The 18,774-nt window shown below is 71.7% G+C and carries 16 protein-coding genes and 1 pseudogene; 15 read left to right on the forward strand and 2 right to left on the reverse strand.

Going from position 1 to position 18,774, the window contains the following annotated elements; all coding sequences use genetic code 11:
* Nucleotides 1-119: 119 nt before the first annotated feature.
* The 15 genes and pseudogenes from F9278_RS35540 to gap all read left to right on the forward strand — a co-directional run bounded on the left by F9278_RS35540 (nt 120) and on the right by gap (nt 16,620).
* Nucleotides 120-1,556, forward strand: coding sequence for a gamma-aminobutyraldehyde dehydrogenase (locus F9278_RS35540; protein ID WP_152171950.1), 1,437 nt, complete (start codon nt 120-122; stop codon nt 1,554-1,556).
* A gap of 87 nt (nt 1,557-1,643) precedes the next feature.
* Nucleotides 1,644-1,947: pseudogene (locus F9278_RS47630) on the forward strand (spermidine/putrescine ABC transporter substrate-binding protein); the annotation flags it as partial.
* A 267-nt stretch (nt 1,948-2,214) separates the two neighbouring features.
* Nucleotides 2,215-3,285 (forward strand): ABC transporter substrate-binding protein, encoded by a 1,071-nt coding sequence (locus F9278_RS35550; protein WP_152171951.1) that lies wholly within the window; start codon nt 2,215-2,217, stop codon nt 3,283-3,285.
* 4 nt (nt 3,286-3,289) lie between these two features.
* A complete protein-coding gene (locus F9278_RS35555) occupies nt 3,290-4,849 on the forward strand; it encodes a sugar ABC transporter ATP-binding protein (RefSeq protein WP_152171952.1) in 1,560 nt (519 codons plus the stop codon).
* On the forward strand, nt 4,842-5,795 hold the full coding sequence (locus F9278_RS35560) for an ABC transporter permease (protein WP_152171953.1): 954 nt from the start codon (nt 4,842-4,844) through the stop codon (nt 5,793-5,795). Before F9278_RS35555 ends, F9278_RS35560 begins: the two co-directional genes overlap by 8 nt.
* Entirely contained in the window at nt 5,792-6,727 is a 936-nt protein-coding gene (locus tag F9278_RS35565) for an ABC transporter permease (RefSeq protein WP_152171954.1), read from the forward strand. Before F9278_RS35560 ends, F9278_RS35565 begins: the two co-directional genes overlap by 4 nt.
* Nucleotides 6,724-8,058 carry a M20 family metallopeptidase gene (locus F9278_RS35570; RefSeq protein ID WP_152171955.1) on the forward strand — a complete coding sequence of 445 codons (1,335 nt, stop codon included), beginning with the start codon at nt 6,724-6,726 and terminating at the stop codon, nt 8,056-8,058. The genes F9278_RS35565 and F9278_RS35570 overlap by 4 nt, the downstream gene beginning before the upstream one ends.
* On the forward strand, nt 8,049-8,786 hold the full coding sequence (locus tag F9278_RS35575; RefSeq protein WP_152171956.1) for an MBL fold metallo-hydrolase: 738 nt from the start codon (nt 8,049-8,051) through the stop codon (nt 8,784-8,786). Before F9278_RS35570 ends, F9278_RS35575 begins: the two co-directional genes overlap by 10 nt.
* Nucleotides 8,783-9,595 (forward strand): IclR family transcriptional regulator, encoded by an 813-nt coding sequence (locus F9278_RS35580; RefSeq protein ID WP_152171957.1) that lies wholly within the window; start codon nt 8,783-8,785, stop codon nt 9,593-9,595. The genes F9278_RS35575 and F9278_RS35580 overlap by 4 nt, the downstream gene beginning before the upstream one ends.
* A 132-nt stretch (nt 9,596-9,727) precedes the next feature.
* Nucleotides 9,728-11,020 (forward strand): hypothetical protein, encoded by a 1,293-nt coding sequence (locus F9278_RS35585; RefSeq protein ID WP_152171958.1) that lies wholly within the window; start codon nt 9,728-9,730, stop codon nt 11,018-11,020.
* Between the two features lie 197 nt (nt 11,021-11,217).
* On the forward strand, nt 11,218-11,877 hold the full coding sequence (locus F9278_RS35590) for a YceI family protein (protein ID WP_152171959.1): 660 nt from the start codon (nt 11,218-11,220) through the stop codon (nt 11,875-11,877).
* 88 nt (nt 11,878-11,965) lie between these two features.
* Complete coding sequence (locus F9278_RS35595) at nt 11,966-12,514, forward strand: hypothetical protein (protein WP_152171960.1); 549 nt, start codon at nt 11,966-11,968, stop codon at nt 12,512-12,514.
* 204 nt (nt 12,515-12,718) lie between these two features.
* Nucleotides 12,719-14,431 carry a sigma-70 family RNA polymerase sigma factor gene (locus F9278_RS35600; protein ID WP_152171961.1) on the forward strand — a complete coding sequence of 571 codons (1,713 nt, stop codon included), beginning with the start codon at nt 12,719-12,721 and terminating at the stop codon, nt 14,429-14,431.
* Nucleotides 14,432-14,555: 124 nt separating this feature from the next.
* Nucleotides 14,556-15,512 (forward strand): GlxA family transcriptional regulator, encoded by a 957-nt coding sequence (locus F9278_RS35605; RefSeq protein ID WP_152171962.1) that lies wholly within the window; start codon nt 14,556-14,558, stop codon nt 15,510-15,512.
* A gap of 109 nt (nt 15,513-15,621) precedes the next feature.
* On the forward strand, nt 15,622-16,620 hold the full coding sequence (gap, locus tag F9278_RS35610; RefSeq protein WP_152171963.1) for a type I glyceraldehyde-3-phosphate dehydrogenase: 999 nt from the start codon (nt 15,622-15,624) through the stop codon (nt 16,618-16,620).
* Between the two features lie 28 nt (nt 16,621-16,648).
* Here the strand turns inward: gap and F9278_RS35615 are convergent, their stop codons facing one another.
* Both F9278_RS35615 and F9278_RS35620 read right to left on the reverse strand, forming a co-directional pair.
* On the reverse strand, nt 16,649-17,347 hold the full coding sequence (locus F9278_RS35615; protein WP_152171964.1) for a glycerophosphodiester phosphodiesterase: 699 nt from the start codon (nt 17,345-17,347) through the stop codon (nt 16,649-16,651).
* 56 nt (nt 17,348-17,403) lie between these two features.
* On the reverse strand, nt 17,404-18,516 hold the full coding sequence (locus tag F9278_RS35620; RefSeq protein WP_152171965.1) for an adenosine deaminase: 1,113 nt from the start codon (nt 18,514-18,516) through the stop codon (nt 17,404-17,406).
* Nucleotides 18,517-18,774 lie beyond the last annotated feature (258 nt).

Genomic DNA, 18,774 nt, shown 5'->3' on the forward strand with positions numbered 1-18,774 from the left:
CGTGCGGATTTCGCAGTAGGTGAGGTGTCGGGGGTGTTGAAAACGTGGGTGGGCGGATTAGGGTGGTGTCTCAAGGAATGGACACCCGTACCTGGACACCCACATCTGGAGGGCCGGCAGTGAGCACCGAGCTGCGTCGTCTGCGCAATTACATCGACGGGGAATTCCGTGACGCCGCCGACGGACGGACCACCGAGGTGGTCAACCCCGCGACGGGCGAGGCCTACGCGACCGCGCCCCTGTCCGGCCAGGCCGATGTCGACGCGGCCATGGCCGCCGCCGCGACCGCGTTCCCGGCCTGGCGCGACACGACCCCCGCCGAGCGCCAGAAGGCCCTGCTGAAGATCGCTGACGCGTTCGAGGAGCGGGCCGAGGAACTCATCGCGGCGGAGGTGGAGAACACGGGCAAGCCGATCGGGCTGACCCGCTCCGAGGAGATCCCGCCGATGGTGGACCAGATCCGCTTCTTCGCGGGTGCCGCCCGGATGCTGGAGGGCCGGTCGGCCGGCGAGTACATGGAGGGGATGACGTCGATCGTCCGCCGTGAGCCGGTCGGTGTCTGCGCCCAGGTCGCGCCGTGGAACTACCCGATGATGATGGCCGTGTGGAAGTTCGCGCCCGCGCTCGCCGCGGGCAACACGGTCGTGCTGAAGCCGTCGGACACCACGCCGGCGTCGACCGTCCTCATCGCCGAGATCATCGGGGCGATCGTGCCGAAGGGCGTCTTCAACGTGATCACGGGCGACCGTGGCACCGGGCGTCTGATGGTCGAGCACCCGACTCCGGCGATGGCGTCCATCACCGGGTCCGTGCGGGCCGGTATGTCCGTCGCCGAGTCCGCGGCCAAGGACGTCAAGCGCGTCCACCTGGAGCTGGGCGGCAAGGCGCCGGTCGTCGTCTTCGCCGACACCGACATCGCCAAGGCCGTCGAGGACATCTCGGCGGCGGGCTTCTTCAACGCCGGGCAGGACTGTACGGCCGCGACCCGCGTCCTCGTCCAGGAGGGCATCCACGACGAGTTCGTGGCCGCGCTCGCGAAGGCGGCGGCCGAGACGAAGACGGGGCAGCCGGACGACGAGGACGTGCTGTTCGGTCCGCTGAACAACCCCAACCAGCTCAAGCAGGTCGCCGGGTTCATCGAGCGGCTGCCGGCCCACGCCAAGGTCGAGGCCGGTGGTCACCAGGTGGGCGAGAAGGGGTACTTCTACGCGCCGACCGTCGTCTCCGGGCTGAAGCAGGACGACGAGATCGTCCAGAAGGAGGTCTTCGGGCCGGTCATCACCGTGCAGTCGTTCGTCGACGAGGAGCAGGCGGTCGGCTGGGCGAACGGGGTGGAGTACGCGCTCGCCTCGTCGGTGTGGACGAAGGACCACGCGCGGGCGATGCGGATGTCGAAGGCGCTGGACTTCGGGTGCGTGTGGATCAACACGCATATTCCGCTGGTCGCGGAGATGCCGCACGGCGGGTTCAAGAAGTCCGGGTACGGCAAGGATCTTTCGGGTTATGGGTTCGACGACTACACGCGGATCAAGCATGTGATGACTTCGTTGGGCTGAGGGTTCGTCGACGGCTGAAGAAGGTTCGTCGTGGCTGGTCGCGCCCACGCGGAGGATCCGCGTCCGGCCTGAACGAGGCGTTCGCGCACCGTCTGCGAGCAGGTCGAGGCACGCTTCCGGGGCGGTCACATCCGCCGCTTCACGGGCAACGATTACATCAAGGAACTGGCCGGCGGGGACGTCCTCGCCGGCCAGACCTATTGCGGTGACGCCAGCCAGCTCCGGGCCGACGACCCGGACATCCGTTTCGTCGTCCCCGAGGGCCGCCGCCGAACTCGCCGCCCGGGTCGACCACGTCTGCCCCGTCCCCGTCCCCGTCCCCGTCGCCCGGGACAGCACCTCGGCGGAACGACGGGAGTTCGCACGGCGGTGGAACGGGATCGTGGGCTTGTGGCTCCCCGCGTTGTCGGGTTGTAGCCCCACGAGCGGGTGTGTTGTGCAATGCGAAATTCTGTGTTGCAGAGGTGGTGCGCGGGCTCGCCCAGCTCCTACCTTCCCGTCTCAACAGACCGGTCCTCACCGGGCGAACCGCCCCCCCCACGGCCGGGACAGCGATGTTCCTGTGCCCGGATCCCGGCGAAAGCCCCTTCCCCAACTCACCTGCCATCCGGGCCGTTTCGGCGGCACGGGCACCTTTCGAGGGATTTGAGGAACTTCGATGAACGCACGTTCCGTACGTGGCGCGCTGGCCGTGGCCGCCTCTCTCTGCGCACTGACCGGGGTCACCGCCTGCAACGTCGAGTCCGGCAGCACATCAGCCGGCGCCGACAAGAGCGCCTCGTCCGCACCGTCGGCCAAGGACCTCAAGGTCGGCTGGTCGACGATCTATCTGACCCCGTCGTGGATGCAGCAGACCCTGAAGATGCTTCAGACGGACGTCGACAAGCTGAAGTCGGCGGGCAAGGTGTCGTCGTTCAAGACGTTCAACGCCAACGGAGACACCTCGCAGCAGATCGCGCAGATCAGAGCGATGATCCAGCAGAAGTACGACGTGATCCTCGTCGACGCGGGCTCCTCCACCGCGCTCAACCCGGCGCTGGAGCAGGCCGTCGCCGCCGGTATCACCGTCGTCGCCTTCGACTCGCTGCCGACCAGTACGAAGGTCATCCGGGTCGGCACGGACCAGAAGGCCTGGGGTTCGATGATGGCCGAGTGGCTGGCGAAGAAGCTGGACGGCAAGGGCAGCATCATCGCCATGAACGGGCCGGCCGGTGTCGCCGTGAGCGAGGACCGCTGGTCGGGGGCCGAGACGGTCTTCAAGAAGTACCCCGACATCAAGATCGTCAGCAATGTGCACAGCGAGTACAACCTCGCCCCGGCCGCCCAGGCCTTCGCCTCCGCCTACTCCGCGCACCCGGACATCGACGGTGTGTTCTCGCAGGGCGGCGCGCTCTCGGCCGCCGCGCTGCAGACCCTGGTCAAGCAGGACAAGAAGCTCGTCCCGATCACCGGCGAGAACTACAACGGCTTCCTGAAGCTCTGGCAGAGCAAGCAGAAGGAAGGGTTCTCCTCGCTGGCCACCGCCCAGCCCAACTACCTCTCCGTGATCGCCCTGGAGGCGGCCGTGGCCAAGCGCGAGGGCGTGGACGTCCCCCAGGACATCGACGTGCCGCTGCCCGAGATCACCGACGACAACCTCGGCGACTACGCCAAGCCCGACCAGGCCGACGACTCGTACCCGATCAACGACCTGCCGCAGGCCGACATCGACAAGCTCATCGGCAAGTGAGCGGGTGACCACCGTGCCGCTGCTGAGCGTGGAGAAGGTGTCGAAGTCGTTCGCGGGCAACCGGGTGCTCACGGACGTCAGCTTCGACGTCGAACCGGGGGAGGTGCTGGCCCTGGTCGGGGAGAACGGGGCCGGCAAGTCCACCGTCCTCTCCCTCGTCACCGGGCTCCTGGCCCCCGACTCCGGCCGGGTCGTCCACGACGGCACCCCTGTCCCCCGGGCGTGGTCTCCCCACCACGCCCGGGTCGCCGGGGTCGGCTCCGTCCACCAGGAGCTGAGCCTCAACCCGCACCAGAGCGTCGCGGAGAACGTGTTCCTGGGCGCCTGGCCCAGCCGCCGGGGCCTGGTCCGGGGCCGTGACCTCGCGGCACGGGCCCGGCCGCTGCTCGCGCGGGTCGGCCTCGACGTCGACCCGCGCACCCCGGTCGGACGGCTGCCGCTGGGCAGCCGCCAACTCGTCGAACTCGCCAAGGCCCTGGCCGGTGAACCCCGGCTGCTCATCCTCGACGAGGCCACCTCCGCGCTGGACGAGGACCAGGTGGGGGCCGTGTTCCGGGTGGTGCGCGAACTGCGTGACCAGGGCGGGTCGGTGATCCTGGTCAGCCATCGGATGGGTGAACTCTTCGCCATCGGCGACCGGTTGACCGTACTGAAGGACGGTGCCGTCACGGCGACCCGGGAACGGGCCGACACCGATCACGACGACATCGTGCGGCTGATGGTGGGGCGGGAACTGTCGGATCTGTTCCCGGCGAAGGCCGACGCCACGGCCCCCGCCGAAGGCGCCGGCGGCCCCCTGCTGCGGGTGCGTGGACTCACCGTCCCGCGTGCCTGCGCCGGTGTGGACCTCGATCTCGTTTCCGGGCGGATCGTCGGGCTCGGCGGGCTTCAGGGGCAGGGGCAACGCGAGGTGCTGCGGGCCCTGTTCGGGCTGGCCCGGCACACCGGGGACGTCACCTTCGAGGGGCGGCCGGTGCGGCTGTCGTCGCCCCGGGACGCGATCCGGCACCGTATCGCCTATGTGCCCGAGGACCGCAAGACCGAGGGCGTCCACACCGCACGCAGCGTGCGCGCCAACCTCGCGCTCCCCAGCATGCGCTCGCTCGCCCCCGCGAGCCGTCTCACCACCGTCGCGCGCGGCGCCGAGACCGCGCTCGTCGACGATCTGATCGCACGCCTGCGCATCAAGACGGCTTCTCCGGCGCAGGAGGCCCGCCGGCTCTCCGGCGGCAACCAGCAGAAGGTCGCGCTGGCCAAGTGGCTGCCGACCGAGCCCCGGGTGCTGCTGCTCGCCGAACCGACCCGGGGCATCGACATCGGCACCAAGCGCGAGATCTACCACCTGCTGCGCCGCCTCGCCGACGAAGGCCTCGCGGTGCTCGTCACCTCCGGAGACACCATGGAACTGGTCGGCCTGTGCGACGAGGTCGCCGTCCTGTACGAGGGGGCGGTCGTGGACCGTCTCACCGGGCCGGACCTGACGGAGGAGAACCTGGTCAGGGCCTCGGTCATGGGGACCTCGGCCACGGACGCCCCCGGCACGGGGAGCGTGGTCCATGCGTGAGCGTCTCGCCGTCGCCGCGCGCGGCAACACCGATCTCCTCGCGCTCGCGGCACTCCTGCTGCTGGTGCTGGCCGCGTACCAGCACTACGACTCCAGCCTGCTCACGCCCGCCTCGATCACCATCCTGTCCGCCCAGTTCCTGCCGCTGATCCTGGCGGCGGCGGGGCAGACGACGGTGATGCTGCTCGGCGGCATCGACCTCTCGCTCGGGGCCGTGCTGGCGCTCGCCATGGCCGTGTTCGCGACCTACGAGGCCCAGGGCGCGGGCGGAGTGCTCGCGGCGGCCGGGCTCGCGCTGTGCGTGGCGGTCGCGGCGGGCGCGGTCAACGGGGCGCTCGTGGCGTACGCCGGGCTCCCGCCGATCGTGGTGACCCTCGCCGCCTCGTTCCTGTGGGGCGGGGCCACCCTGGTGGTGCTGCCGCAGCCCGGGGGACAGGTGCCCGCCGGGCTGGTGGACGCGTACAACAACGGCTGGAACGGCGTCGCCCTCCCCGCCGTCACCGTCGCGGTGGTCCTCGGGCTGTGGCGGCTGCTGCGCACCACCCGGCACGGGCTCGCCCTCTACGCCGTCGGCGGCAACGAACACGGCGCCTACGCGAGCGGGTTGCACACCCGGGGCGTGAAGATCGCCGGGTACGCCCTGGCGGGCGCCTTCACCGGGCTCGCCGGGATCGGGCTCGCCGTCCAGACCGGCTCGGCGGACCCGACCATCGGAGCCCCGTACACACTCAACTCGATCGCCGCGTGCGTGCTCGGCGGCATCAGCTTCTTCGGCGGGGTCGGCCGGATGCGCGGCACGGTCCTCGGCGCGCTCGTCATCGGCCTGCTGACCAACCTGCTCCTCTTCACCGGGATCTCGCCCTTCTACCAGCTCATCGTGCAGGGCGTGATCCTCGTGGTGGCGCTCGCCCTGAAGACGTACCTCACGAGGGAGGCGGCCGTATGAGCAGCCTGGCGCTACCCACCTCCAGAGCGACCTGGGCGTTCGGTGTCCTGGCCGTCACCTGGTTCGCCGCGATCCTCTTCGCGGACGGCTTCGACAGCGTCTCCAACTTCCGCTATCTGGTGCAGACGGCGTCGTTCCTCGGCATCGTCGCCGTCGGTCAGACCCTCGTCGTCATGATGAGCGGCATCGACCTGTCCGTCTCCGGTGTCGTGGCGCTCTCGGCCGTCGTGTGCGCCAAGGTCGCCTCCGGCACGGGCGGCGCTGCGACGGCCGTCCTCGTGGCGCTGCTGCTGAGCGCGCTCGTGGGCGCGGTCAACGCGGCCGGAGTGGTGTGGCTGCGCGTCCCGCCGATGGTGATGACCCTCGCCACCGGCACGATCCTCGCGGGCGCGCTGCTCGTCTACACCGACGGATCACCCAGCTCCGCACAGGTCCCCCTGCTGGACACCCTCGCCAACGGCCGCCTCCTGGGCGTCCCCTGGGCCTTCGTGCTCTGGCTCGTCGTCACGACCGTCGCCTTCTGGCTGCTCCACCTCTCCCGCACCGGCCGGTACGCGTTCGCCCTCGGCGCGGGCGAGGACGCGGCCCGTGCGTCGGGCGTGCCGGTCGTGTCCACGGCGTTCACCGCGTACGTCTCGTGCGCGGTCCTCGCCGGGGTCGCGGGCCTGGTCCTGCTCGGCTTCACCGGCACCAGCTCGCTGACCATGGGAAACCCGTACCAGCTGCTGTCCATCGCCTCCGTGGTCCTCGGTGGCACCTCCATCCTGGGCGGCCGGGGACACCTCCTCGGCACGGTCGGCGGCGCGCTCCTGCTCACGCTCCTCACCGCGCTGCTCACCTCCTGGAACCTCTCGGAGGGCGTACGGCAGGTCGTGCTCGGCGTGCTGATCATCGGACTGCTGCTGGTCTATGCGAGGGAGCGCCGGACATGACGGCCGCGACGAACCGCGTGGAGGAGTTGCTGCGGGAACTCGTCCGTATCCCGAGCGTCAACCCCCGTGACGGGGCGGGCGACGGGGGCGAGACCGCGGTCGCCGAGTATGTGCGGGAATGGCTGGCGGGACGGGGGGTGCCGGCCGAGCTGCACGAGGTGCTGCCGGGGCGGTGCAATGTCGTCGCCGTCGTACCGGGGCTGTCCGAGGAGGCGGTCCTGCTGGAGTCGCACCTCGACACGGTCGAGACGGACGGGATGACCGTCGGGCCGTACGAGGGCGAGGTCAGGGACGGGCTGCTGTACGGGCGGGGTGCCTGTGACGCGAAGGGGCCGCTGGCCGCGTTCCTGCTGGCCGTCGCCGAACTCGCGGCCGGGGAACCGCCGCCGCGCACGGTCGTCCTGGCGGGCGTGTGCGACGAGGAGCACGCGTACCGGGGCGTGCTGGGGCTGGTGGACACGCTCCGGGGGCGTGCGGTGGTGGGGGCGGTCGTGGGGGAGCCGACGGCGCTGGTGCCGGCGGTCGCGCACAAGGGGGTGGTGCGCTACACCGTGCGCACCACCGGGCGCGCCGGGCACAGTTCACGGCCCGAGGAGGCCGTCAACGCGATCACCTTGATGGGGCCGGTCCTCGCCCACCTCGCGGACCACCCTCCGGGGGTGCCGCCGCATCCGCTGCTCGGGCCCGCCACCCGCTCGGTCACCCGGATCCGGGGCGGCACCGGCCCCAACACCATCGCCGGTGGCTGCGAGGCGGACGTCGACCGCCGGACGCTCCCCGGGGAGGACCTCGACACCGTCTGGCGCGACGACCGTGCCGAACTCGCCGCGCTGGGGGCGGAGGTCGACCCTCCGTTCACCGTCGACCCGGCGCTCGACACCCGGCCCGACGCCGAGATCGTCACCGCCCTGTGCCGGGCCCTCGCCGCCCACGGCCGGCCGGCCGAGGCCCGGGGCATGCCGTTCGGGACGGACGCCAGCAAGCTCGCCCGCGCCGGCATCCCCTCCGTGGTCTTCGGACCGGGCTCGGTCGCGGACGCCCACGCGGCGGCGGAGTCGGTGGAACTGGCGGAGGTGGAACTGGCGGCGCGGATCGTCGTGGCGGCGGTGCGGGGGATGGAGACGCGGGGGACGGAGACGCGGACGGGGGCCTCGGGACGAGGAGGGGAGGGGAGTCGTGCGGCTGGGGGTCACCTCCTGCCCGGCGGCGGCGTTGGGGAGGGCGGGGGAAGGGTGTCGCGCGGCCGACCGGCCGTCCCGCCCCGGCTTCCGCCCCCGTCGTCGTCCTCGTCGTCTTCAGCAACTCAAGCAGGAGGGTCGCCATGCGGCTGACCGGCCATGTCTCGCTCGTCGCCAGTGGTGCGTACGGCTTCGATCTCACCGACCCGCTGGACTGTCACGTCTATCTGGTGCGGGGCGCGCGGCACAGCGCGCTCGTGGACGCGGGAGCCGGCCGGTCCGCCGACGCCATCGTGCGCGCCGTCCGTGCCACCGGCGCCGACCCCGGCCATCTCCTCCTCACCCACGGCCACGCCGATCACTCGGGCGGAGCCGCCGCGCTCGCCGAGCGGCTGCCCGGTCTGCGGGTGCGGGCCGGCGCCGAGGCCGCGGCCTGGATCGCGGCGGGCGACGAGCAGGGCGTCAGCCTGGACCGGGGCAAGGCCGCCGGGTACTACCCGGCCGACTACACCCTCGCCCCCTGCCCGCAGGTCGAGGCCATGGCCGACGGCGAGGAGATCGACCTCGGCGGCGGTGTGGTCCTGCGGGCCGTCGCGACCCCCGGTCATGCCGACGGACACCTCTGCTACCACCTGCGCACCCCTGACTACCGGGGGCTCTTCTCCGGGGACTGCGTCTTCACCGGGGGCCGTGTCTCCCTGCAGAATCTGCATGACTGCCGGGTCCCCGAGTACGCCGCGAGTCTGACCCTGCTGGCCGCGCTCGACGTCGACGCGCTGTTCCCCGGCCATCATGAGGTCTCGCTCGCCCGCGCCGGACGGCATCTGGCCGCCGCCCGCGACACCGTCGCCCGTGGACTGCTGCCGAGGAGTACGACATGACCACCACCCCGGGAGCCCCCGCCCGCCGCAACCAGGCGTCCTCGCTGCGCCGGGCGCTCACCGTCCTGGAGTACATCCGCGACCACGCCGGCAACGGCCGGGGCATCTCGCTGACCCGGCTCGCCGAGGAACTCGGCATCAACAAGAGCACGGTGCTGCGGCTCGCCGCGCCGCTCCTGGAGGCCGATCTGCTGGTCCGTGACCGGGAGACGGGGTGGTTCCGGCTCGGGCACGGCACGCTGCGGCTCGGCCAGGCCTATCTGTCCTCGCTCGATCTGCGGACCGTGGCCACCGAGCCGCTGCGGCTGCTCCAGCACGCGGTGGGGGAGACCTGCCACCTGGTGGTGTACGAGGCGCCGGACATCGTCTACATCGACAAGGTCGAGAACGAGACCAACGTCCGGATGGCCTCCCGGGTCGGCAGCCGGGTCCCCGCCTATCGCACCGCCGTGGGCAAGGCCATCCTCGCCTGGCTGGGGGAGGAGGAGTTCCGGGTGGTGGTCGCCGCCGGGATGCCGCCGGTCACCGCGCACACGACCACCGATCCGCAGCGGCTGCGCGTCGAACTGGACCGGGTCCGCCGACAGGGCTACGCCATCGACGACCGGGAGAACGAGCCCGAGGTGCGGTGTGTGGCCGCGCCCGTGTTCGACCACACGGACGCGGCGGTCGGCGCGGTGAGTGTCTCCGGGCTCACCACGCGGATGACTCCGGCGCGGGTGCGGGAGGTGGGGCCGATGGTGGTGCGCACGGGGTTGGAGATCTCGCATGTGCTGGGGTCTTCGCGGGTGCGGGACGGGGGGCGGTGACGGGGGTGCCGTGAACTCCGCTGTCGGTTGGCTGACTCGCCGTTGTGGCTGGTCGCGCCCACGCGGCGGAGCCGCATAGCGAAACAGTCCCGCGCCCCTGATGGGGCGCCTGCCCGCTTGAACAGGAGCCCCATGAAAAGCCCTTCCTCCGCCGCCTCCACCTACGTCTTCGTCGAGGACCTGCGTGCCGAAGGCGTCGACGCCGTGCTCGATCGGATTCTCGGTGGCTACGGCTGTGACACGGTCACCGTCGCCGCCGCCTATCACCGGGCCCGGGACGTCACCCCGCACGGGCCGGCGCGGGTCACCCTGCGCCGCGACGGGACCCATTTCGTGCCGCCGGTCGAACTGTTCGCGGGGCTGCGGCTGGTGCCTCCCGTGCGGGCGGGGGCTGAGGAGGAGCCGTTGAGTGAGCTGCGCCGGCGTACGGCGGAGCGGGGGGCGGCGCTGCACGGCTGGACCGTGTTCCTGCACAACACCACGCTGGGGCTCGCGCACCCCGACGTCACCCAGCTGAACTGCTTCGGCGACCGTGCCGCCCCGGCCGACCTCTGCCCGGCGCACCCGGACGTACGGGCGTACGCCGTGGCGCTGGCGCGCTCGGTGGCGCGCGCCGGGGTGGACGCGGTGGTCGCCGAGTCCCTGCACTACGGCATCTTCGGCCACGGGTACCACCACGAGCGCGCCTTCGTGACGCTGGGCCCGCTGGAGGAGTTCCTGCTCGGGCTCTGTTTCTGCCCGTACTGCGGGGAGCGCGCGGAGGCCGCCGGGGCGGACGCGGAAGCCGCGCGCGCCGAGGCCGCCCGGCTGGTGGGCCGGGTGCTCGACGGGGCGGAACCGTGGCTCACGGGCGCGGCGGACCCGGGAGCCAAGGTCGGGGTGGACCCGGGGTCCACGGTCGGGGCCGACCCGCGTTCCCTGACCGTGGCGGACCTTCCCGAGGCCGTCGCCGTCTACGTCCGGACCCGTACCGACACCGTCACCTCGCTCGCCGCGGCCGTGGCCGACGCGGTGGCGGAGGAGGGGGCGCGGCTGGTCTTCCTCGATCTGACCGGGGCGGTGAAGGGGTACGCGGACGGCCGGCCGACGGGCGCGCTCGCCGTCGACGAGGCCTGGCGGATCGGTGTCGACGCGGCGGCCGTCGGCGCCGTCGTCCCCGGCTACGCCGTGCTCGCGTACGCCCGGGAACCCGAGCGGATCGCGGCCGACATCACCGCCTACCGGGCGGCCCTGCCGGACGGCTGCTCCCTGCGGGCCGTGCTGCGCCCGGGAGTTCCGGACACGGACTCCGCCGAGCGCCTGGCGGTGAAGACCGCGGCGGCCACCGGACCCGGCGGGGCAGACGCCGTGGACTTCTACCACTACGGACTCGTCCCGTTCCCGGTGCTTGACCGCATCCCGCTCGCGCTCGCGGCGAGGCGCTGAACCCGTGGTCGTATTCCGGTCCGTGTCAGGCGAATCGCGGCGGACGGGCGGCGGGAAATTCGTGGCGACCCTGTGGAGATAGTGCGATCGTCTGCCGCGCGGTGGCGCTTTATCCGTCTTTCGGTGTCGATTCAGACCTCATGGATCGGTGGACGAAGGGTTGCGGCGATATCCGTCGTGCCGTAGTTACGTGACTCATGAACCTGTTCACCCGTGCTGCGTCGCTGCGCCGCCCGGCAGCCCCCACAGCCTCACAACTCCCCCACGAGTCCCGGGCTTTCGCTTCCCACGGCCCGTCCGATCCCGCTCTGGCGATGCTGACCGGTGAATGGATGATCGACGCGGCGCACAGCCGAATCGGTTTCTCCGTCCGGCACGCCCTGGTGACGACCGTGCGCGGGGCGTTCACCGAGTTTCAGAGCCGTCTCTACTTCGACGGTCGAGATCCCGCTCGTTCACGGGCCGAAATAGTGATGTCCACGGCTTCCGTCGACACCGGAGTGGAACAGCGCGACGCCCATCTGACGGGCCGCGACTTCCTCGATGCCGCCACCTATCCACGAATGCGCTTCGTGAGTACGGCGGTACGTCTCGTGGGCGACGACGTCTACCGCATGGCCGGTGAACTCACCATCAAGGGCATCACCCGTCCCGTCGATCTGGAACTCACCTACATAGGTCACGTCATGGACCCGTTCGGATACGAGCGGGTCGGTTTCGACGGGACGACCACCATCAATCGTTCCGAATGGGGCCTCACCTACAACCAGCGGCTCGCGGAGGGCGGTGCCATGGTGAGCGAGAAGGTGCGCCTGCAGTTCGACATCGCCGCGATCCGCTCGATTCCCGGCGGCTGACGGCCCGTTCCGCTCGCCCGTGGGGGCCCCGGCAGCTGCCGGGGCCCCCACTTTTGAACGCGTTCAAGGAGGGGCGTACGCTCACCGCATGAGCGACAGAGCCGCCCTGTTGAAGGGCATCCGCGCATGGCTGGTCTTCTTCGTCGTCTGTCTGGTGCTGAGCGGCGCCACGGCGTTCCCCCTGGTCCACGAACTGCGCTGGACCGAGGAGGCGCTGCGGTCGCTGTCCGTCGGGGACCACCTCCCGGCGCTCACGGAATGGATCGCACGCGTCCGCGCGGGGCTCGACGAGGCCGACGCCGAGTACCCCTTCCTCCTCTACGGCACGGACTGGCTGGCCTTCGCCCACCTCGTGATCGCCGTGGCCTTCTACGGCCCCTACCGCGACCCGGTCCGCAACATCTGGATCATCGAGTTCGGCATGATCGCCTGCGCCGGCATCATCCCGCTGGCCCTGATCTGCGGGCCGATCCGGGACATCCCGTTCTGGTGGACGGTGATCGACATGTCGTTCGGGATCTTCGGGGTGATCCCGCTGTACGTCGTCCGGCGGCGGATCAAGCGGCTGGAGGCGCTCACCGGCGGATGGGACGGCGAGAAAACTGTTATCCCGGCCGCCTCCACACCGTCTCCGTAGGGACCCCCCTGTTTCCCCACGTACAGGAGCGAGCCGTATGAGCCGTGCGAGCCGTATCAGCCGGGTGAGCGGTGTGAGTGACATGAGGCGTGCGAGGCGTGTGATCTGCGCCTCGGTGGTTGCCCACGGCACGGGGATGGCTGAGAAGGTACGGGACACGGCCGAGTGAACAGGGTGAGGCCGGCGGGACCGGAGGGAACGTACGTGGACGGGCGGCAGTGGCGCTCCACCATCGCAGCCGCGCAGGCGGGGGACCGACGCGCCCTCGACGAACTGGTCGAGGGCTGGCTGCCCCTCGTCTACAACATCGTCGGCCGGGCCCTCAACGGCCACGCCGACGTCGACGACGTCGTGCAGGAGACCATGCTGCGCGCCGTCGACAACCTCGACACGCTGCGCGATCCGGACAGCTTCCGGTCCTGGCTGGTCGCGATCGCCATGCGGCAGATACGCGACCGGGCACGCCGCCGCACCGCCGACCACCTCGACGACGCCGATGCCCACGGCGCCGCCGACTTCGCCGAACTGACCGTGCTGCGGCTCCAGTTGGAGGGCCAGCGCAAGGAGGTCGCGGAAGCGGTCCGCTGGCTCGACGACGAGGACCGCCAACTGCTGTCGCTGTGGTGGCTGGAGGTCGCGGGCGAACTCACCCGGCGTGAACTCGCCGCCGCCGTCGGCATCAGCAGACAGCACGCCGCCGTACGGGTGCAGCGGATGAAGGCCCGCCTGGAGACCGCGCGCGGTATCGTCCGCGCCCTCGACTCCTCCTGCTCCGACCTGGGCCGGGTCACCGCCCGTTGGAGCGGACGGCCCGACTCGGTGTGGCGCAAGCGCATCGCCCGGCACATCCGGGGCTGCGGGCGCTGCGACGGCCACGGCCGCCCCGGCGAGGTCCTCGTCCCCGCCGAACGCCTCCTCGTCGGCCTCGCCCTGGTCCCCGTCCCCGTCGGCTTCACCCTGTCCCTGGCGTTCGGCGGCAAGACCGCCGTCGCCGCGACGGCCGCGACCGCCTCGGTGGGCTGGTCCGCCAAGATGCTCGGCGTCCTCACCAAGCCCGCCGTCGCGGTGACGGCGGGCGCGACCATCGTCGCCGGGGGCGCGTACGTCGTCACCAAGCCCCCGGAGGACCGGCCGGCGCAGGCCGCGCCCACCTCACTGAGCACGGCCCGCGAGCCCGCGCCCGCGGCGCCCCGAGGCCCGTCGCCCTCCCCCTCCTCGTCACCGTCGTCCTCGCCGTCCCCCTCCGCCTCACCGTCGCCGACGAAGAAGACGGACCTGTACGGCAGCGTCGTCGACGCGGTGGACGAGGCACCGGACCCGGACACCCCGCCCGGCGCCCTCCCACGCCGGCCCGAGTCCGGCGTCACCAGCAGCGGCGGTGCGCGGGCCGTGATGAACCACCGCGGCGACAACGTGACCTTCACGGGCGAGGGTTACGTCCTGGTCCGCTGGCAGATCTCGCCCCAGTACCGGCCCGGCGCCCTGGTCATGCCGGCCTGGACCGGCCTCACGGGCAAGCTCTTCCACGTCGCCTCGGGCGGTGGCCGCCGCATGGACGACCCGACCTCCGCCGACGGGAAGACCTCCGGCATGGGCGGCCCCGACACCGGCTACACCGTCCTGCCCGCCGGCACCCAGCAGATGTGGCAGAACGAGTACTTCTACCTCGACGGCACGGTCACCCTCACCCAGAACGAACGCGGCGCCGACTACGGCATCACCGTCGCCCCCTCCACCTGGGACGCCGTCACCGAGGACATCACCTACGGCCCCGACCGCGGCGCCCACCGCTACGGCCTCGTCCGCGACGACGGCGAGGACTCGGCACCGGTACCGCAGTACGTCACCCGGAAGAAGCCGGCCGACGCCGCGACCGTGGCGCAGCGGTCGGAGGTGCAGGGGGCGCCCAGTGAGTAGGGGTGGGGGGTTCGTGGGCGGGTGCGGGTGCGGGTGCGGGTGCGTGGGGCTTCTCGCGCGGTTCCCCGCGCCCCTGAAAGGCACAGCCCACAGGACCCGCGCCCGCTCCACGTAACCTCTTCCCGTGTCAGCCTCTCGCCTGCATCGCGTCGCCGTTCTCGTGCTCGAAGGCGCGAAGCCGCTCGATGTCGGGATTCCCGCGCAGGTCTTCACGACGCGCGCGAGCATGCCGTACGAGGTGCGGATGTGCGGGGCGACGCCCGGTCTCGTGACCGGCGGGGACGGTCTCGCGTACTACGTCGACCACGGCCTCGACGCGCTCGGGTGGGCGGACATCGTCTTCGTCCCCGGGTACCGGTTCCCGGACCGTGACGACCCGCCGCCCGCCGTCGTCGAGGCGCTGATCGCCGCCCACGACCGGGGCGCGCGGCTCGCCGCCATCTCGACCGGCGCCTTCGCGCTCGCCGCCACCGGCCTGCTCGACGGCAGACGCGCCACCACGCACTGGCACTACACGCGCGCCCTCATGGCGAGGCATCCGCTCGTCCGGGTCGACGAGAACGTGCTGTTCGTCGACGAGGGCAGTGTGCTCACCTCGGCCGGCGCCGCCTCCGGCATCGACCTGTGCCTGCACATCCTGCGCGGCGACCTCGGCGTGGCCGCGTCCAACCACGCGGCCCGGAGGCTGGTCGCGGCGCCCTATCGCAGCGGCGGCCAGGCCCAGTACGTGCCGCGCAGTGTGCCGGAGCCGCTCGGCGAACGGTTCGCCGTCACCCGGGAGTGGGCGCTGCACCGGCTCGGCGAGCCCCTCACCCTCGACATACTGGCGCGGCAGGCCGAGGTCTCGCCGCGCACGTTCTCCCGGCGCTTCGTCGAGGAGACCGGGTACACGCCGATGCAGTGGGTGATGCGGGCCCGTATCGACCTGGCCCGCGAACTGCTGGAGCGCTCGGAGCGCGGCGTCGAACAGATCGCCGCCGACGTCGGCCTCGGCACCGGCGCGAATCTGCGTCTGCACTTCCAGCGCATCCTGGGCACCACCCCGAGCGAGTACCGGCGCACCTTCACCCGGGGCGAGTGATCCGCACCGCGCCGCCTGGCGGGATCCTTGTGAACCATGGCGATCCCGCCACTGTCGGCGGCGCCGGGCGCGCGCGAGCCTGGTGGGGAGAAGGGAAGGGACCTCACTCATGACTCGCATCGCCATCAACGGATTCGGCCGCATCGGACGCAATGTGCTGCGTGCCCTGCTGGAGCGCGACAGCGCCCTGGAGATCGTCGCCGTCAACGACCTCACCGAGCCCGCCACCCTCGCCCGGCTGCTCGCCTACGACAGCACGGCCGGCCGGCTCGGGCGCCCGGTGACCGTCGACGGGGACACCCTCGTCGTCGACGGCCGCCGGATCAAGGTGACCGCCGAGCGCGAACCGGCGAACCTGCCCTGGGCCGAACTCGGCGTGGACATCGTCCTGGAGGCCACCGGCCGCTTCACCTCGGCGAAGGCCGCCCGCGCCCACCTCGACGCGGGCGCGAGGAAGGTCCTCGTCAGCGCGCCCTCGGACGGCGCCGACATCACGCTCGCGTTCGGCGTCAACACCGACGCCTACGACCCGGACCTGCACACGATCGTCTCCAACGCCTCCTGCACCACCAACGCGCTCGCGCCGCTCGCCAAGGTCCTCGACGACCTCGCCGGTATCGAGCACGGCTTCATGACGACGGTGCACGCCTACACGCAGGAGCAGAACCTCCAGGACGGCCCGCACCGCGACGCCCGCCGCGCCCGCGCCGCCGGCGTGAACATCGTGCCGACCACGACCGGCGCCGCCAAGGCGATCGGCCTGGTGCTGCCGAACCTCGACGGCAAGCTGTCGGGCGACTCGATCCGGGTGCCGGTGCCGGTGGGCTCGATCGTCGAACTCAACACGACCGTCGCCCGCGACGTGACCCGCGACGACGTGCTGGCGGCCTACCGCACGGCTGCGGAGGGCCCGCTCGCCGGTGTCCTCGAATACTCGGAGGACCCGCTGGTGTCGTCGGACATCGTGGGCAACCCCGCCTCGTCGATCTTCGACTCCGCCCTCACCCGCGTCGAGGGCCGCCACGTCAAGGTGGTCGCCTGGTACGACAACGAGTGGGGCTTCTCGAACCGCGTGATCGACACCCTGGAGCTCCTCGCCACCCGCTGACCCGGCCCTGGCTTCCCGGGGCGCCGCGTCAGCGCGTGTCCCGGAAGCCTCGCCGCAGCGCGCACAGGGCGTCGATCCGGTTGGTCGTGATCGAGTCGGCGCCCAGGTCGATCAGACGGCGCATGGAGCGGCGCGTGTCGGGGGTCCAGACGGAGAGGAGACAGCCGTCCCGGTGGACGCGCTCGGCCAGGGGACGGGTGACCAGGCCGAAGCGGTAGTTGAGCCAGCGGGGGCGGATCGCTTCCAGGAGGGCCGGGCGGGGCGGGGCGAGGGTCTTCCAGGTGAGGGCGATCTCCGCGGTGGGCGCGGCGGCGCGGACGGCCAGCACGGTGGGCGGGTCGGCGCTGTAGTAGACGCGGTCCTCGGCGTCGTACTCCCGTACGACGCCGAGGATCTGTCGCACCGCCCGCGGGTTCACCGCGCCCGGCAGGTCCACCATGACCCGGTTGCCCTTGGTGGCGAGCAGCGCGTCGGCCAGCGTCGGCACCCCGTCGGCCGTCAGCCCGCGCAGCTCCGCGGCGGAGAGCGCGGCCAGCGGCCGTTCCACCTCCCAGAGCCGGTTCAGCGTCGCGTCGTGCAGCAGCACGGGCACGCCGTCACGGGTCGTCCGCACGTCGAACTCGACGGCGTCCGCGCCCAGTTCGAGCCCGGCCCGCAGGGAGTCGAGCGTGTTCTCACGGTGGCGGTAGGGTGCGCCGCGATGGGCGACGGCTGTCACGGTGCGCATGGTGGTGGTTTCCGGTGCCGATCGGGTCGGGTCGGGTCGAGTCTGGCCGGGTCGGGTCAGGGGGTCAGCCAGGCCGAGGTGTAGGTGTCGATCTCGGCGGACAGCCGGGCCTTGCCGGGCTCGTCGAGGAAGGACGCCTCCACCGCGTTCCTCGCCAGCGCGGCGAGGCCCTGCTCGTCGAGTTCGAGGAGGCGCGCGGCGACCGCGTACTCGGTGTTGAGGTCCGTGCCGAACATCGGCGGGTCGTCGGAGTTGACGGTGACCAGCACCCCGGCCCGCACGAACTCCTTGATGGGGTGCTCGTCGAGGGTGCGGACCGCGCGCGTGGCTATGTTCGAGGTCGGGCAGACCTCCAGGGCGATCCGGTGCTCGGCGAGGTGCGCGAGCAGCTTCGGGTCGCCGGCCGCGCTGGTGCCGTGGCCGATGCGCTCGGCGCGCAGCACGTTCAGCGCGTCCCAGATCGTCTCGGGCCCGGTGGTCTCCCCGGCGTGCGGCACGGAGTGCAGCCCGGCCGCGATCGCCCGGTCGAAGTACGGCTTGAACTGCGGCCTCGGTACACCGACCTCGGGCCCGCCGAGCCCGAACGACACCAGCCCCTCCGGCCGCAGCCGGTCGTCGGTGGCGAGCCGGACGGTCTCCTCGGCGGCCTGGAGCCCCGCCTCGCCGGGAATGTCGAAGCACCACCGCAGCACGGTCCCGAACTCGGCCTCCGCGGCCTTCCGGGCGTCCTCGATCGCCTCCATGAAGGCCCGCTCGTCGATGCCGCGGCGGGTGGAGGAGTACGGCGTGACGGTCAGCTCGGCGTACCGCACCTGCTGCCGGGCGAGGTCCCGCGCCACCTCGAACGTCAGCAGCCGGACGTCGTCCGGGGTGCGGATCAGGTCCACGACGGACAGATACACCTGGATGAAGTGGGCGAAGTCCGTGAAGGTGAAGTAGTCCGCGAGCGCCTCGGGATCCGTGGGCACCTGGGAGTCGGGGTGGCGGGCGGCGAGTTCCGCGACGATACGGGGTGAGGCGGAGCCGACATGGTGCACATGCAGCTCGGCCTTGGGCAGACCGGCGATGAAGGCGTGCGGGTCGCGGGTGCCGAAGGCGCCGGGCACCGTGGACGCGGCGGAGACAGCGGGGGGCACGGGCACGCCCTGCGTGGTGCGGTGGTCGGTCAAGGTTCCTCCCCGGGAACGGCGTCCGCCCCGGACCATGGTCGACGTCGGGGGACGCGGGTGATCGGCTGATCGATGACTCGGGATCATCGTAGGCGGCGAGCCACACGCTGAACCAGGGGCCTTAGCATGACCGAACGTACAGCTGATCGAGTACGACTGATCCAGCACGACTGATCGCGTACGACTGATCGAGCACGACGCACGACACGACGCACAAGACGACGCAGAGCGGCACGGAACGCAACAGGGGGACCCACT

Origin of the sequence: Streptomyces phaeolivaceus (assembly GCF_009184865.1) — a bacterium.
Classification (GTDB): Bacteria; Actinomycetota; Actinomycetes; order Streptomycetales; family Streptomycetaceae; genus Streptomyces; species Streptomyces phaeolivaceus.

Bases quoted from the DNA above. Each gene is read 5' to 3' on its own strand.
- F9278_RS35550 (WP_152171951.1), top strand. From the start codon at position 2,215: ATGAACGCACGTTCCGTACGTGGCGCGCTGGCCGTGGCCGCCTCTCTC.
- F9278_RS35560 (WP_152171953.1), top strand. From the start codon at position 4,842: ATGCGTGAGCGTCTCGCCGTCGCCGCGCGCGGCAACACCGATCTCCTC.
- F9278_RS35565 (WP_152171954.1), top strand. From the start codon at position 5,792: ATGAGCAGCCTGGCGCTACCCACCTCCAGAGCGACCTGGGCGTTCGGT.
- F9278_RS35570 (WP_152171955.1), top strand. From the start codon at position 6,724: ATGACGGCCGCGACGAACCGCGTGGAGGAGTTGCTGCGGGAACTCGTC.
- F9278_RS35575 (WP_152171956.1), top strand. From the start codon at position 8,049: ATGCGGCTGACCGGCCATGTCTCGCTCGTCGCCAGTGGTGCGTACGGC.
- F9278_RS35580 (WP_152171957.1), top strand. From the start codon at position 8,783: ATGACCACCACCCCGGGAGCCCCCGCCCGCCGCAACCAGGCGTCCTCG.
- F9278_RS35585 (WP_152171958.1), top strand. From the start codon at position 9,728: ATGAAAAGCCCTTCCTCCGCCGCCTCCACCTACGTCTTCGTCGAGGAC.
- F9278_RS35590 (WP_152171959.1), top strand. From the start codon at position 11,218: ATGAACCTGTTCACCCGTGCTGCGTCGCTGCGCCGCCCGGCAGCCCCC.
- F9278_RS35595 (WP_152171960.1), top strand. From the start codon at position 11,966: ATGAGCGACAGAGCCGCCCTGTTGAAGGGCATCCGCGCATGGCTGGTC.
- gap (WP_152171963.1), top strand. From the start codon at position 15,622: ATGACTCGCATCGCCATCAACGGATTCGGCCGCATCGGACGCAATGTG.
- F9278_RS35615 (WP_152171964.1), bottom strand. From the start codon at position 17,347: ATGCGCACCGTGACAGCCGTCGCCCATCGCGGCGCACCCTACCGCCAC.